Source organism: Novosphingobium aeonii (genome assembly GCF_052279045.1).
GTDB lineage: Bacteria > Pseudomonadota > Alphaproteobacteria > Sphingomonadales > Sphingomonadaceae > Novosphingobium.
Genome location: NZ_CP176833.1, coordinates 782,705 through 796,882, shown reverse-complemented (window position 1 = coordinate 796,882; position 14,178 = coordinate 782,705). Strand labels below are relative to the sequence as shown.

The 14,178-nt window shown below is 64.9% G+C and carries 13 protein-coding genes; 8 read left to right on the top strand and 5 right to left on the bottom strand.

What is annotated here, in order from left to right; all coding sequences use genetic code 11:
• Window positions 1-37: 37 nt before the first annotated feature.
• Together def and ACLIMP_RS19100 are read right to left on the bottom strand one after the other, a co-directional pair.
• The gene (gene def, locus ACLIMP_RS19105) at window positions 38-577 is read right to left on the bottom strand and encodes a peptide deformylase (RefSeq protein ID WP_185999591.1); all 540 of its coding nucleotides are present in this window, start codon (window positions 575-577) and stop codon (window positions 38-40) included.
• Between the two features lie 158 nt (window positions 578-735).
• Window positions 736-1,665: a LysR family transcriptional regulator gene (locus ACLIMP_RS19100; RefSeq protein ID WP_132468883.1), complete on the bottom strand. Its 930-nt coding sequence runs from the start codon at window positions 1,663-1,665 to the stop codon at window positions 736-738.
• 76 nt (window positions 1,666-1,741) lie between these two features.
• On the opposite strand from ACLIMP_RS19100, the gene ACLIMP_RS19095 reads away from it, so the two are divergent.
• On the top strand, window positions 1,742-2,452 hold the full coding sequence (locus ACLIMP_RS19095; protein WP_082370588.1) for an SDR family oxidoreductase: 711 nt from the start codon (window positions 1,742-1,744) through the stop codon (window positions 2,450-2,452).
• A 16-nt stretch (window positions 2,453-2,468) separates the two neighbouring features.
• Here ACLIMP_RS19095 and ACLIMP_RS19090 read toward each other — a convergent pair whose 3' ends face one another.
• From ACLIMP_RS19090 to ACLIMP_RS19080, 3 genes are read right to left on the bottom strand one after another with little or no spacing between them, the layout of a single operon-like run.
• Complete coding sequence (locus ACLIMP_RS19090) at window positions 2,469-3,683, bottom strand: histidine-type phosphatase (RefSeq protein ID WP_132468884.1); 1,215 nt, start codon at window positions 3,681-3,683, stop codon at window positions 2,469-2,471.
• 1 nt (window position 3,684) lies between these two features.
• Window positions 3,685-4,830, bottom strand: a complete 1,146-nt coding sequence (locus ACLIMP_RS19085) for a Ca2+-dependent phosphoinositide-specific phospholipase C (protein ID WP_231636224.1) — start codon at window positions 4,828-4,830, stop codon at window positions 3,685-3,687.
• Window positions 4,830-7,511: a TonB-dependent receptor gene (locus ACLIMP_RS19080; protein ID WP_443478827.1), complete on the bottom strand. Its 2,682-nt coding sequence runs from the start codon at window positions 7,509-7,511 to the stop codon at window positions 4,830-4,832. Before ACLIMP_RS19080 ends, ACLIMP_RS19085 begins: the two co-directional genes overlap by 1 nt.
• Before the next feature lie 54 nt (window positions 7,512-7,565).
• Between ACLIMP_RS19080 and ACLIMP_RS19075 the strand changes: the two genes are divergently transcribed.
• The 7 genes from ACLIMP_RS19075 (at window position 7,566) to ACLIMP_RS19045 (ending at window position 14,160) form a co-directional block, all read left to right on the top strand.
• Complete coding sequence (locus ACLIMP_RS19075) at window positions 7,566-7,751, top strand: hypothetical protein (RefSeq protein WP_132468885.1); 186 nt, start codon at window positions 7,566-7,568, stop codon at window positions 7,749-7,751.
• Between the two features lie 65 nt (window positions 7,752-7,816).
• On the top strand, window positions 7,817-8,146 hold the full coding sequence (locus ACLIMP_RS19070; protein ID WP_324699527.1) for a hypothetical protein: 330 nt from the start codon (window positions 7,817-7,819) through the stop codon (window positions 8,144-8,146).
• Between the two features lie 129 nt (window positions 8,147-8,275).
• Window positions 8,276-8,560 (top strand): hypothetical protein, encoded by a 285-nt coding sequence (locus ACLIMP_RS19065; protein WP_054441819.1) that lies wholly within the window; start codon window positions 8,276-8,278, stop codon window positions 8,558-8,560.
• Entirely contained in the window at window positions 8,560-11,058 is a 2,499-nt protein-coding gene (locus ACLIMP_RS19060) for a glycoside hydrolase family 2 TIM barrel-domain containing protein (RefSeq protein WP_324699525.1), read from the top strand. Before ACLIMP_RS19065 ends, ACLIMP_RS19060 begins: the two co-directional genes overlap by 1 nt.
• A gap of 276 nt (window positions 11,059-11,334) precedes the next feature.
• The gene (locus ACLIMP_RS19055; protein ID WP_324699523.1) at window positions 11,335-12,144 is read left to right on the top strand and encodes a sterol desaturase family protein; all 810 of its coding nucleotides are present in this window, start codon (window positions 11,335-11,337) and stop codon (window positions 12,142-12,144) included.
• Window positions 12,145-12,613: 469 nt separating this feature from the next.
• Window positions 12,614-13,447 carry a hypothetical protein gene (locus ACLIMP_RS19050; RefSeq protein ID WP_132468887.1) on the top strand — a complete coding sequence of 278 codons (834 nt, stop codon included), beginning with the start codon at window positions 12,614-12,616 and terminating at the stop codon, window positions 13,445-13,447.
• On the top strand, window positions 13,447-14,160 hold the full coding sequence (locus tag ACLIMP_RS19045; protein ID WP_324699522.1) for a class I SAM-dependent methyltransferase: 714 nt from the start codon (window positions 13,447-13,449) through the stop codon (window positions 14,158-14,160). Before ACLIMP_RS19050 ends, ACLIMP_RS19045 begins: the two co-directional genes overlap by 1 nt.
• Window positions 14,161-14,178: the final 18 nt, after the last annotated feature.

Genomic DNA, 14,178 nt, shown 5'->3' with positions numbered 1-14,178 from the left:
TCCAGACCTGCCTGCCCGCACACCCGCATCGGGGAAATCAACCGGCCTCCAGAGAGGCCAGCGAACTGCCGGGAAACAGGGCATCGATAAAGCCGAACTTCGTCATGTCGCGTATGCGCCGGGGATAGAGCACGCCGTTCAGATGATCGAATTCGTGCTGGAACACGCGGGCGTGGAAGCCCCGCGCTTCCCGTTCCAGCACGGTGCCGTCCTCCAGCGTTCCGCCATAGCGGATATGCGTGGCGCGCGGCACCAGCCCGCGCATGCCGGGAACCGAAAGGCACCCCTCCCAGCCGTCTTCCGTCTCTTCCGTCAGCACTTCAAGGCTGGGATTGATAAGCGTGGTGGCCGGGACCGGGGCTTCGCCGGGATAACGCGCGCTTGCCTCGAAGCCGAAGATCATGACGCGAAGGTCCACACCCACTTGCGGCGCCGCCAGCCCGACCCCGCCAGCCGCGTGCATGGTCTCGTACATGTCGGCCACGAGCGCGCCCACCTCCGGCGCGGCGATGTCCTCCACCGCACGCGCGGGCTTTAGCAGGCGCGGATCGCCCATCTTCAGTATTTCGAGGATCATCCGTCACATCCTTGCGCAAACGGCGGGTGTGCGCCGCTCGCCGATCTGCCTAGTTAATCTCAACCAAATCACTAGACAATAAGAGTCGTACTCCCGGAAGCAAAACTTTGCGGCCTGCCGCTCCGGGTGCTTCCCTTATGCGCCCGTACACACAAGGATCATACCAGCAATCCCTCGGCGATGGCGCCTCTTGCCGCATTGACGATAGCATCGATCGACGCGCGCAGGCGCGGCAGCATGACGGGCGCCGTGATCCATAGCGCATGAACAGGCAGATGTCCGGCCACATGCGTTTCCAGCACGGAGACGAGTTCGCCCCGCGCGATCTCCTCCCGGACTAGCCAGCAGGGCACCAGTCCGAGCCCCTGCCCGGCCCGGATGGCAGCGAGCGTCAGCAGGCTGCCGTCAAGCAACAGCCCCGCCTGTGGCTCGAACGCCAAACGGTCGCCGTCACCCGACCGCAATTGCCATGGCACCGCGCGGCCGTTGCGCCCGGCGGCGATCAAGGCATGCTGCGAGAGATCGCCGATATGGACCGGCTTGCCACGCTTCGCGATATAGTCGGCAGCGCCGCACAGCACGACCCGCTGCACACCCAGCCTCCGTGCCGTCACGCCCGGCAGGTCGGGGAGCTCGCCGATGCGGACGGCAAGGTCGGTCCTCTCCCCGGGGAGGTCTGCCAAGGCCGTGGAAGTCGAGATGTCGAAGCGGAGGCCCGGCCATGTTTCGCGCAGGGCGAACAGCGCCGGAGCAACGATCTGCGTGCCGAACAGGGGCGGCAGGCTGATCCGTACCAGGCCCGCCGGTTCCGATGCCAGCGCCGCCAGTTCCGCTTCCACCCGGTCTATCCGGCCGCGCGCCGCCTCGCACGCCTCCCGGTAGACTGCAGCCTCCGCCGTCAGGGCAAGGCTGCGCGTCGTGCGATGGAACAGCCTGACCTGCAGGCGGGCTTCCAGTCTGGCCACCGCTTTGGCAACGGCAGATGCGGAGAGCCCCAGCCTGGGGGCAGCCGCCGCGAAGCTACCCGCCGCGCATACCGCCAGGAACACGCTGATATCGTCGCCGGACTGACGGGGGCCGCTCGGCATTTCAGGATTTCAATTCGTGAATGAGGCGAAATTTCTTCATTTCCCGAGATGTACATGCCTGAATATCGTCCTGTCCATGAACAATGAACGGACTTACGCCATAGTTGGCGGTACATCGGGGATCGGCTTTGCCGTTGCGGAAATGCTGGTCGGACGCGGCGACCGGGTGCTGATCGGCGGCCGATCGGCGGAACGACTGTCGGCGGCTCTATCGCGGCTGGGCGATCGTGCATCCGGCCGCCTTGTCGATACCACCGACCGCGCATCGATCAACGCCTTCTTCGCCGGATCCCCGGTGCTGGCCGGGCTGTTCACGCCCGCGGCCACGTACAGCACCGGCCCGTTCCAGGATGGCATGCACGATACGAGCGAGGCACTTTTCGCAGGAAAGTTCTGGGGCCAGTACTGGACGGTGTTCGAAGCCCTACCCCGGCTGCGCACCGATGCCGCGGTGGTCCTGATGTCCGGTGCGGCCTCGGCCCGGCCGATCGGGGCTCCGGCCTATGCGGCCTGCAATTCCGCGCTGGAAGGGCTCGCGCGCGGGCTGGCCATCGAACTGTCGCCGATCCGGGTCAATTGCCTCTCCCCCGGCACCACCGACAGCGAACTCTGGCGCGAACGGCCCGCCGCCCAGCGCGAAACCGCTTATGCGCAGTGGCGGCAGCTCTGCCTCGTACGGCGCCCGGCCCATGTCGACGAGCAGGCCCAGGCCGCCCTGTTCCTGCTGGACAACGCGAACATGACCGGCAGCACGCTTTACTGCGATGGCGGCTATACGCTGCGCTGACCAAGCGGCGAAGCGCTCAGGACGCCCCCGGCGCAAGCCTGCCGCCGAGCGCCGACACGAATGCGGCATAGGGGCAAAGCTCCGTTCCGCAGGCCGGAAGCACGAGAGGCGTCAACGATACATCGCCGCGCAGCGCCCGCAGGGCGGCCGGGGGCTGCGTTCGGTAGGACACGCGCACGAACCGTTCGCCCGTCCGCCGGTCATGAAGCCGCTCGATCAGGATGGCCCCGCCGGGCGGCACGTCGTTCGTGGCATAGCCACTGGCCGACAGGTCCACATCCAGCGCAGCCGCCAGCGCGGTCACGTTGGTGTCGTGGCCCATCAGGACCTCGAAATCGGGGCCACGCTCCAGATTGTCCAGTATCCGCCGGCCCAGCGCGCTCGCCTGGTGGGAGGCCATGTAAGGCGGCCGGGTGAAGACGGTGAACAAGTCTGCATGGAGGCGGCCGAGCCGTTCCAGCCCCTTTTCGTCGATCCGCCCCCAGCCTACCTGATCGGCGGGCATTCCTTCGAGATACTGGAGCAGCAGCACTTGCGCGATGCCCGATGCACTGCGGATCTGGCCTGACAGCGCAATATCGTGGCCATCGCCGCCCGGTGCGACTGCCGGGGCGCCGGGAGGCAGGCAGTCGCCCCCGCAGCCCAGCACCGTGTCGAGCAAGGCGAGTTCCGCCCGGTCCCGCTTGACGAGCGCCGCCATCCCGCCCGTGGCACGCTCGATATCGGCCACCGCCGCCGAAGCGTCGAACGCGGTGGCACGCGCGCGAAGCGGCTCGAAGATCGGGTCCACCTCTCCCGCCGCGCGGTGCGCCACTTCAAGCCCGCACCCTTGCGCGAACCCGTGCGCATAGGCCTCGCCGCTGGCGATCGCGCGGGGCGAGGTGTTGGCCGTGATCGCGACCTTGCCGGGCTTCGGGCAACCCGCCCTATCCAGCAGGCCGCGCCTTGCCAGAAGCTGCCGGTCTGCCCGCGCCACGATTTCCAGCGCCCGTTCGCCATGAGGCGTAACCACGCTTTCCGCCACGCTCCATGCCGGCCACGGCGCCGCCGTGCGGGTGCCCGCAGGCACCTCGCCGTCCAGAGGCGCACGGATACCGTGCCGCATCACCATGACCGCCTTGTCCGGCACCAGTTCGCGCGCAGCCACCGACTGGCCCGGAAACACGGCGATGAGCGGAACCGTGCCGACCGCCAGCACGGTCAGCGCCAGCAGGTTGCGCCAGGTCGCCATGTCAGGGCTTCACGGTGCAGGAAGCGGCCACGCGAACCGGATTGCAGCGCGCCATGACGCCGCCGGGCAGAGTGACCGAGAAACCGAGGCCGAGCGGATCGGGGGCACCGGGGTAATAGTCCGTGCTGACGGCCTGCGCCCCGCTTTCCCCGGCGGCGTGGGCCTTGGCCAGATCGTGCGCCCTCGCCTCCACGGTGTTCGCGTCGCTGCGGGTGCGCACGATAACGCCCGATTTCACCCATTCGCGGATTCTTGCGCCGTCGGCCACCGGGTCCTGCACGATCTGGATCGCGCTTTCCGCCTCGCCATCGGGATACCAGCCGAACATGGCCCGGCCCCGCAGCGAGGGATGCCCGCGGCGATAGACCTCGGAAACGGCCGGACGCACATCGAGCAGGATGTAGATCCGCCCGCGCGCAGCCTCCAGGGTCGGCCAGCCCTTCGACTTCACGGCTTCGGCCAGACTGCCGGCCTTGCCGCGAACCTCGTCCGGCGCGATGAGCCGCTGGCCGGGAAGCGCCTTGCGGATTTCCCGGTCCAGATCATCGAGCAGCTTCGCATCGTCGAGCGGCAACGGAGCCGTCACGTCATGCGAATTCGGCGTGTCGGCGGCATTGATGGTGATCATGATCGGCAGATGGCCGGGATGGGCGCGCGACCATGCATCGACCTCGCCAAGGCAGCGGATCAGGGTGACGCATGTGGCACGGTAGTCCACATCGGGAATGTGCAGGACCTTGAAGCCCGGCTTAAGCATGGCTGCCCGGTCGAACCCGCTGGCGCCGCCTGCCGCCAGCAGCTTCTCTCCCTTGGGATCGGCATATCGCCCGCCTTCGGGGTCGGCGAAGATGTCGATCTCCAATTGACGCACGCCGGCGTCGAGCTGCTCCGCAAGCGGCAGGTGGTAGTAATCCAGCGCTCCGGCGAGACGCGCGTCCCGCTGGCGGATGCCTTCCATCACTTCCGCCGGAATGCGCGCCTTGAAGCTGTTGTGCGAACCCACGACCTGAATGTCGTTCATTCGCAGGTCGGCGGCTGCAGGCGCTTGGGAGGCGGGAGCCGCGCCGGAACCGGCGGCCGGTGGGGAAGCCATGGCTCCCCCGCCCAGACCCAGCCCGATGGCGGCCAGAACAATCGCGCCGCGCATCAGAATTCAGCCCGCGCGCCGAACAGGATCGTCGTGCCGTAATCGTTGATCTCGCCGAAGCGCAGCGGGCTGTCGTTGTAGGTGTACTGACGCGCGCCGGCGATGTTGATCGCCTCCAGGCTCAGCGTCACGTTGTCGGTCAGGCGATAGGCCACCGAACCGTCAAGCGATCCGAAGGCGGCGGTGTAGGTCGGGGCCTGCGTGGTGCTGCCCGTCCCGGAGAGATAACGGTCGCGCCAGACGTAGGAAAGCCGGGTCGAGATCGGCCCCTTTTCGTAGAAGCCCACCACGTTGAAGCTGTTCTTCGAAAGGCCGATCATCTCGTCCTTGATGGTGCGAGAGCCCGCCGTGTAGTCCGCCTGAACGGAAGTGCGGGTGTAGGAAGCCTGCAGGCCGAGCCCGTCGAAAGGCTGCGGCAGGAAGGTGAAGACCTGATGATAGGCCGCCTCGAAACCGTAGACCTTGGCATCGCCGCCGTTGACCTGCGTGCTGAGCTGCACGGTGCCGCGCCCCGGGATCTCGATGGGCACGTTCTGCTGGGTGATGTAGTCGTCCATCGACTTGTAGAACACCGCGCCGGTCAGCGAGCCCGACTTGTTGAAGTACCACTCCAGCGAGCCGTCGAACTGCGTGGCCAGGAACGGCACGAGATCGGGGTTGCCGCCGCTTGCCGTGGGAGCATCGGTAGAGACGGTGATGCGCGGCGCGCTGTCGGTCACGTTGGGACGGGTCAGGACACGGCTTGCGCTCAGGCGGCCGACGAGATTGCCGGACAGTTCGGCGCGCAAGTTGAAGCTGGGCAGGACGTTGTTGAAGGTCTTGGGGTAGCTGACCGGCGTGGTCACGCTGCCGGACCGCAAGTTGCCGCTCGCCACCTGATCGGTGTGCACGTAACGCGCGCCGATGTTGCCGGTGATCGGGATCGAACCCAGCGTGAAGGCGTAATCCGCACGGGCGTAAGCGCTCCAGATCTTTTCGGTGGTGCGGAACGATGCGGCGAGATCCGAAGCGGTAAGCGCCGAATTCTCGACATCCGAAGTGAAGAACGCGTCGAGATAGGCCTGCGTTACCGGCACCAGGAAGCTGCGCGGGATATTGCCGCCGAGACCTTCGAGATAGTTGTCGAAGGGCAGTTGCTCATAAGCGCCGGAACCGAGGCTGGAGAGCGGGGTGCCCGCTGCCGGATTCACCAGGAAGTCGCGGCGGGAATAGTCGCGCTTGCGGAACTGATATTCGCCGCCAACGGCCAGCTTCGAGATGAAGCCTTCGAAATCGTGCGCCACGTCGGCGCGCGTGTAGAAGTTCCAGTCCTTGCTGTTCTTGGGCGCGATGTTGAACTGGTAGAGCTGGTAGTTCGCCGGGTTGGTGGCATCGACCGTGGTGTTGAAGGTGGGCACGTTCTTGTAGCCGCCGGTCGCGTCATAAGTCAGCGGCGCGAAGAACATCGCACGGCTGCGCACGGTGCCGACATCGTAGCTCGGGTGATAGCTGTGCGCGAAGGACCAGTTCACATTGCCCGAAACGTGCCAGGCATCGTGGTTCCAGGTCTGGCGCAGGCCGACATTGATGAGATCGTGACGGTTGAGGCTGTACTCGCGCGAGGCCATGAAGCGCACGTCGTTGATCGTCGCCTTCACCACGGTATCGCCGTCCAGCACCACGCTGTCGGGGTCGATGGTCGGCCGGTGCCCGGCCACGCTGGTATCGTCCGGGAAGATGTCGAGGCCGAACTCGTCATAGGCCACGTCCAGACGGGTGGCGAGGACGTTGAGCGTCGTTTCCAGCTCCGGGCTGGGGCGCCACTGCATGGAAAGCATGCCGGAGATGCGCTCGCGCTTTTCCGTCTCCACGGTCGGGCGGGTGCGGGTCGGCAGGTAGTAGCCTTCGCCCAGTGCGGAAGCGAAGCGGTCCTTGTACCAGCCGAAGTTCATGAAGCGGTCGTTGCGGACGTCCTTGGCCCAGTACTGGCCGCCGACGAGCACGCCGAAGGTATCGTCCTTGTTGACCCAGCTCGTGATGAGGGTGGCGTTCGGCTTAACCTTGTCGGTCTGGGTGGTGTAGGTGCCGCGCAGGTTGAGCGTGGTCTTGGTGCCGACGTCGAACGGCTCGAAGGTCTTGACGTTGATGTTGCCGCCCAGCGCGCCCTCGGTCATGTCGGGGGTCGGCGTCTTGACGACGTCGATGCTGGAGGTGAACTCGGCCGGGAGCATCTCGAAGCGGAACTGGCGACCGGCGGCGCCGCCGTTCTCGATCACTTCGTTTACCGCCACCGGGCTGCCGTTCAGCAGCGTGTTCTGGAACTGCGGGCCAAGGCCGCGAACGCTGACATACATGCCCTCGCCGCGCGGGCGGGTGATGGCCACGCCCGTCACCAGCTGAAGCGCTTCGGCCACGTTCTGGGTGGGGAACTTGCCGATATCGGTCGAATTGATCGAGTCGACGCCGTAAGCGGCATTGCGCTTGGCTTCGGTCGCCGCGCTCAGGCTGCGCGCATAGCTGCCGGTAACGACGATATCCTCACCGTTCACGCCGTCCGGTCCCGTCTCGGCAGAAGCGTCGGAAGGCGCCGGAGCCGGCGTTGGCGCGGCCTGGGGCGCGGATTGGGCCATTGCAGAAACGCTCGCGCAGGCGAGCAGAAGGGTCGACGCTGACGATGCCAGCGCACGCTTGTTGAAACGCATTGAGGTGCTCCCCGGATACAAACGATTGTGTTCGGTGCGCCCTAGGAAGCGCAGATGACGATTCCGGGTCGTGGCGATGACGGTTCGGTGAATATTGAAAATATTGCGAAATATTTCCCCGGAATTGCAGGAAGGCGGATCCTGCGCATGACCCTTGCCGGAAACCCCCGCCGGGAATCAGGCAGCGCAAAAATGCTTGGCAATGTCTGCGTGATTTATATATACGACGTGTACATTTAGAGCGCGATCCGGGCGAGGGCTCTGCCCCGGAAAAACGGCGCCGCAGTGGAGAAGGATAGGAAATCATGCGCACTCAGCTGTTTATCGCACTGCTTGCCGCCACCGCCGCGTCTGGCGCGAATGCACAGGCCCCGGCGGCGGCGACCATCGCCACGGCAAAGGCCGCAACTCCGCGATACACGACACAAGACACCGATATCGGAACCCTTCTCGACGATCCCGAAGCCAGGACCGTTCTTGAGAAGTACCTTCCCGAAATCGTCAAGAGCGACCAGATCGCCATGGCGCGCGGCATGACATTGCGCGCCATCCAGCAGTATTCGGCAGACCAGATCACCGACGCCAAACTGGCGGCGATCGACGCCGATCTCGCGAAGCTACCTCCGAAAAAGTGATGGGCTGACAAGGCTTCCGGCCATTTTGTCCACGCCGCCCAGGTCGGCGTGCCGCGCTTGCGCGCCGGCTCCCGCGCGCGCCGCTTTCCCAAACCGTGCATTCCGCAAGAAAGGTCAGGACCAACGACCATGGACGCTCCGCTCTATCCGCCCGCACAGCAGTTCACGCCGCCGCGCCGGCTCCCGCGTTTGCTCGGCACGAAAGACACCGCCATCGCCGATCTGAAGGCGATCCCGGAAGCCTGGGCCATCATCCTGGCGGAAATCCCCAACGTCGAGGCGCGCATCGGCAACGACATGATAAAGCCGCACCTCGGCAACTTCTCGTTCCGGTCGCTCGTGCAGTTCGGGGTGGTCAAACCCGACATGCTCGACCGTGTAGATGTTAAGCTCAAGACATTGGGGGAGCGGTGATGGAACGCGGCTTCCTTACCACCGGCAGGCGCAACGTGCTGGCCATAGCCGCCGCAACCGCCGTAAGCGGCGCGGCCTTCGCAGCCCCTGCGGCAAGTGCGCGCAGCCCGGCACCCGCAAACCATGGCGGGCGCCGCCAGCCTTTCGACGACGACTGGCGCTTCCGGCTGGGTGAGATGGACGGCGCCCAAAGCAAGGCGTTCGACGATACCGACTGGCGCCGGGTGGACCTGCCCCACGACTGGAGCGTGGAGGACCTGCCGGGACAACTTCCCGGCACCGTGATCGGCCCGTTCGACAAACGCTCGATCGGCAAGACCGCAACCGGCTTCACCAATGGCGGCGAAGGCTGGTACCGCAAGCACTTCCGCGCCGATGCCTACCCGGCCGGCGCAAGCGTCGAGATTGTCTTCGACGGGGCCTATCTGGAAACGGACGTCTGGCTGAACGGCAGGCAAGTTGGCGGCAGCGTGGCGGGATATGCCCCGTTCGCGCTTGACCTCACGCCCTTCCTGGACCGCACCGGCGATAACGTGGTGGCCGTGCGGGTACGAAACCTCGGCCGGAACAGCCGCTGGTACTCAGGTTCGGGCCTTTACCGCTCGGTGGAGTTCGACATTGTCCCGTCCGCCTCGCGGCTCGTCCGCTGGGGTGTGGCGGCCTGGACGAGCAAGCTCGAAAACGGCCGTGCGGTGGTGGATGTGTCGAGCGAAGTCGTCGCTCCGGAAAGCGGCGATATCCTCCGCACCCGGCTCGTCGAACCGGATGGCCGCGTCGTCGCCGAAGCCAGCGCTCCTGCTGCGGCAGCGATGCGGCAGACCCTGGAGGTTCGCGGCCCTCGCCTCTGGTCGGCGGCCAGCCCCGAACTCTATTCGCTGGAAACCGAACTCGTCCGGAACGGTTCCGTGCTGGACCGCATCGTCCAGCCTTACGGCATCCGCATCATAGCCTTCGACGCGCGGACCGGCATGACCGTCAACGGCCAACAGGTGAAGCTCAAGGGCGGCTGCCTCCACCATGACAACGGCCTGCTCGGCGCCTGTGCCTTTCCCGATGCCGACGAACGCCGGCTGCGGCTGCTCAAGGCGCGCGGCTTCAACGCCATCCGATCCTCGCACAACCCCGCGTCCCGCAGCCTGAGGGAGGCGTGCGACCGGCTCGGCATGTACCTGATCGAGGAAGCGTTCGATGCCTGGCACGTCGCCAAGGAGCCGCAGGACTTCGCGCAGCAGTTCCCGGCACACTGGTCGGAAGTCATCGATGCGATGGTCCGCACGGCCCGGAACAACCCGTCCGTCATCATGTGGAGCATCGGCAACGAGATCCCGTTCCGGTCAACGGAAGAAGGGGTGGAGTGGCAATGGAAACTGGCCAATGCCGTCAGGCGGCTCGATCCGACAAGGCCGGTCACGGCCGGACTGAACGGGGTTCTTGGCGCTGAACTGATCGCCGCCCCCGAAACCGCGCGCGCGGGCAGAGGCGGCAAGACCGACAATGCATCGACCGTGTTTCTCGACGTGCCCGGCTACAACTACCGCCTCGAAGATATCGAGGCCGAGGAGGGCGTGCACCCGGAACGCGTGGTCTATGCTTCCGAGACCTTCGCTCGCGATGTCTACGACTATCAGGCCTTGCAGGAGAAGGCGCCCTACTTCCTTGGCGAATTCCTGTGGACCGCGATGGATTATCTCGGAGAAGCCGGGATCGGCGCCAACGCGAGGCTGAAGAACGGCAACTATCCGATCTACCTCCCCTCCTTCCCCTGGGTGAACGCCTGGTGCGGCGACATCGACCTGATCGGCCAGCAGAAGGCGTCCTCTCTGGCGCGCGATGTGGTGTGGGGCATCAGCGATCTGGAAATGGCGGTGCAGCGCCCTGGCCCTGACGGGACATTCGAATATGTCTCCGGCTGGGGCTGGTCCGACGAATTGGCGAGCTGGACCTGGCCCGGCGCCGAGGGGCGCCCGCTCGGTGTGCGGGTTCACGCCGCCGGAGACAGGGTCGAATTGCGACTGGACGGAAAGCTGGCCGCCTCCCGGGAACTCGGTCCGACCGACCGGCGGCGGGCCGAGTTCGAGGTGCCCTATGCCCCCGGAAAGCTGGAAGCGATCGCATATCGCAACGGCAAGCCGATTGCGCGCAAGGTGCTGGAAACGGTGGGCCCTGCCGCGCGCGTTCGCGTTGTGCCGGAACGCCGCGAAGCCGGAGCCGCCCGAAATGCCCTCAGCTACTTGCGGGTGGACATCACCGACGCGCAGGGCCGTGTCCTGCCCGACGACCGCCGACGCATCGATCTTTTGATCGAGGGACCGGCAACCCTGGCCGCTTTCGGCAGTGCCAATCCGCAGGCAACCGGCTCCTTCCAGTCGTCAAGCGCGGAGTGCTACCGCGGGCAGGCGCTGCTCATCCTGCGAGGGAGCGGCAAGCCGGGCCGGGTGCGCATAAAGGCGAAATGCGAAGGACTGGCGGAGGGTGGAATTGCCTTCGACTTATCCTGAAATCCAAGCCGAAACACGTTCGCCTTTGCCAGTTCGCGATGCGCGAACTGGCAAAATGCCGGTTTTCCGGGAGATTTATGGGGCAATTCCCTCCGTAACGTAATCCTGCTTGCCGGCCAGTCGCGAACTGACATCCGGACATGGCCATGTCCGCCTCGGACCCGAAGATGGAGAAACCCATGAACACCCGGATGCCCAGCCGCTCGGCTTATGCCCTTCCCTTTGCTCTGGCGGCGCATATCGTCGCCTTTGCCCTCGTTCTTTCCTGAGGCACCGATGTTCAAGTCCTTCATCAGCGGCGAACAGGCCCTGAATTTCTGGCTGGCGGCTTTCGTGGTGACCGGCATAGTCGCCGGCATCGCGTCAGGCTTCTTCAAGGCACGCAAGATCCAGCCCAGAGGCTTCAAGTGGAAGATCTTCCGCAACGAGGCGCTGATTGCCGTCGTCACCCTGGCCATATCCGGCAAGATCATCGGCGTGGCGACCGGCTGGGCCAAGACCCACGGATGGATCACGTTCGATCCGACACCGGCGGCATGGTGGACCATCGCGCTGGAATATGTGCTCTACTTCTTCCTGTTCGACACCTATTTCTACTGGCTCCATCGCTGGATGCACAAGGAACCGGTCTATAGCTGGGTCCACAAGCTCCATCACAAATCGACTTCGCCGAACCTGCTGACAACGCTTTCGGTCAACCCGCTGGAATCGATCATCAATGGCGGGTTCGTCCCGCTGTTTCTGGCCGCCTTCACTGTCCATGACGCGACAATGGCGCTGATCCTGCCAACGAACATCATCATGGGGCTCTACGTCCACTCCGGCTACGAGTTCCTCCCCCGCTGGTGGAACCGGACCTGGGCCACGAAGTGGTTCATCTCGGCAACATTCCACGATCAGCACCACCGCTATTTCACGGGCAATTTCGGTGGCTACACAACGATATGGGACCGTCTGTGCGGCACCATGCGCAAGAAGTACGAGAGCGATTTCGAAGCCATCAAGGACCGCACCGCCGCCGCGCGCGCGGCCCGAGGCGAAAGCGCCGGACGGGCGGGTCCCGTGACGGCGGAACTGGCGGACTGATCACCAAGCGGCAGGCGCAGGGGACGCCGTTTTCGATGTCTCGAGCGACGGCGTTTCCCATGCCTCGCTGCCGGCACATTCGAAGTCATGACGCCGGGGCTGAGAGAAGGATCCCAGCGCGATTGCCGGGCACATCGCCCTCTGCGCCAGTTCAGGCTGGAGGGCGAATCGTAAATCATCGGCCACCTCCGGATCGACTTAAGAAAAATTCAATATAATTTCTTCGCCCTCATTATTAAAAAATCTCGCCATAACATGGATATAGGCCGAAACAGCGGCCCCTAATCGGTTCAGTACCTCCGGGAATTTTCTTTTCTGTCATAAGAATTTCTCAATTCCATGCCGGGTTGACCGCATCCACATTCTCTACCAATTTGGTTGAGTTGATCTTCCTTGGGGGCGAGGCAGGTTATCGAGGAGCCCGGGCACAGCCGCGGGCGAAATCTTCAGCGCTGAGGATGTGAAGGCGATGAACCTGCCCACCCCCCAATTGGCGATTCCCCCCGTTGCACACGATCCGGCATTCCCCGGCGCCGAGCGGCAGGTCGAATTCGTCGGCCCGCCCGGCGTGGGAAAGTCCGCGATCTACCATGCCGCACGCGCGCGTCTTGGGCGGCAGGCCATCTATCGCACAGTGCAGGAAGGCAGGCTGCTGGCCGCCACGGCAAGCCTGGATCAGGTCAGCCCGATCCGGCGCATCTCCTACCTTTCCGCGTTCCAGTTGCCACGCGTGGGGGATGTTTTTGCAAGGCGGCTGGCAGCGATCTCTTCGGAGGACTCGTTCCGCCAGATGCTGCATATCCACGGGGCCTTCCTGGAGTGTTGCATCGAGATGGCGCGAACCGGCTTCGGCGATGCCTTTGCCCGGTTCGCCAGACTGCCGATCATGCTGGAGCAGCTGCGCGACCTCCATCTCTGGAACCGCCTGCCCGCCGACGTGCAGATCCTCCAACAGGATGCGCTCGTCCAGAAAGGCTGGGCCAGCCCGCCGTCATTGCGGGAGGCCTACTTTTCCTCCGTACCGAAGCCCGGTGCGGTCGTGCTCGTGGCGGCGCGCCCCGGCGTCATAGTCGAACGTCTGCGCAACAGGGGGCGCAGGATCAGCGCCCATGCTGGTCTCGACGACAACGAGCTTCATACCGCCACGGTTGACGCCGCCGAAGCCTTCGCTCTCGCCGCCGAGCATTTGCGGCGGCGCGGCGTTCCCGTCCTCGAGGTGAACGGCGAGGATCAGTTATCCGACGCCGCCGAACAGGTCGCACAATTCTTGCGGATCAGAATTCCTCAGCAGGAGATCGGTTGATGGATTTTCAGACACTGAGCAGCGCATATACCGGTGCCACCGCCACAGGATACGATGCCCGCCGGGCACCCACAGCCAAATGGGTAAGCGAGGATAGCGCCGTCCGCGAGCTTTTGCGCGCCGTCCGGAGCGGAGCCACTGTTACCGACATGCCGGTGGGGACCGGGCGCTTTCTCAAGCTCTATCACGAACGCGGCTTCAAGGTGGTCGGGCGCGACATTTCGCCGGACATGCTGAGAGCGGCACGCGTCAAGCTGGACGATGCGGACGGACTGGACTGCACGCTCGAGCTTGCCGACATTCGCGCCATCCCGGATGCGGACGGCACTTACGACTGCGCCCTGAGCATCCGTTTCCTCAACTGGATGGACGCGCGCGGGCTTGAGGAAGTTCTGCGGGAACTCCGGCGGGTTTCGAAACGCCACCTGATCGTGGGCATCCGCCATCAGGTTCCCATCGGTGAGTTGCTGTTGCACGGCCCGAACGGCTTTCGCCGGCTGATCGTGGGCAGACTGCTCGGCCTGCGGCGGTTTGCACGGCGCCTGCTCCGGCACCCCCGCGCCAATGATCCGCATACGATCCAGCACAGGAAGGATGTCGTCCTGGGAACGTTCGATGCGTTGAAGCTCGGCATCGATGCGATGATACTCGTCGAGCATGGCCGCGACGGGACGGACTACTGCTTCTATCGCCTGACCAAAGATACCTCATGAGCCGTTTCGGGCACCATC

What these genes read in the sequence shown, in the direction of transcription:
- ACLIMP_RS19090 (WP_132468884.1), bottom strand. Translation starts at nt 3,683, where the DNA reads ATGGCGACCTGGCGCAACCTGCTGGCGCTGACCGTGCTGGCGGTCGGC.
- ACLIMP_RS19060 (WP_324699525.1), top strand. Translation starts at nt 8,560, where the DNA reads ATGGAACGCGGCTTCCTTACCACCGGCAGGCGCAACGTGCTGGCCATA.
- ACLIMP_RS19055 (WP_324699523.1), top strand. Translation starts at nt 11,335, where the DNA reads ATGTTCAAGTCCTTCATCAGCGGCGAACAGGCCCTGAATTTCTGGCTG.
- ACLIMP_RS19050 (WP_132468887.1), top strand. Translation starts at nt 12,614, where the DNA reads ATGAACCTGCCCACCCCCCAATTGGCGATTCCCCCCGTTGCACACGAT.
- ACLIMP_RS19085 (WP_231636224.1), bottom strand. Translation starts at nt 4,830, where the DNA reads ATGCGCGGCGCGATTGTTCTGGCCGCCATCGGGCTGGGTCTGGGCGGG.
- ACLIMP_RS19075 (WP_132468885.1), top strand. Translation starts at nt 7,566, where the DNA reads ATGACGATTCCGGGTCGTGGCGATGACGGTTCGGTGAATATTGAAAAT.
- def (WP_185999591.1), bottom strand. Translation starts at nt 577, where the DNA reads ATGATCCTCGAAATACTGAAGATGGGCGATCCGCGCCTGCTAAAGCCC.
- ACLIMP_RS19065 (WP_054441819.1), top strand. Translation starts at nt 8,276, where the DNA reads ATGGACGCTCCGCTCTATCCGCCCGCACAGCAGTTCACGCCGCCGCGC.
- ACLIMP_RS19070 (WP_324699527.1), top strand. Translation starts at nt 7,817, where the DNA reads ATGCGCACTCAGCTGTTTATCGCACTGCTTGCCGCCACCGCCGCGTCT.
- ACLIMP_RS19095 (WP_082370588.1), top strand. Translation starts at nt 1,742, where the DNA reads ATGAACAATGAACGGACTTACGCCATAGTTGGCGGTACATCGGGGATC.
- ACLIMP_RS19100 (WP_132468883.1), bottom strand. Translation starts at nt 1,665, where the DNA reads ATGCCGAGCGGCCCCCGTCAGTCCGGCGACGATATCAGCGTGTTCCTG.
- ACLIMP_RS19080 (WP_443478827.1), bottom strand. Translation starts at nt 7,511, where the DNA reads ATGCGTTTCAACAAGCGTGCGCTGGCATCGTCAGCGTCGACCCTTCTG.
- ACLIMP_RS19045 (WP_324699522.1), top strand. Translation starts at nt 13,447, where the DNA reads ATGGATTTTCAGACACTGAGCAGCGCATATACCGGTGCCACCGCCACA.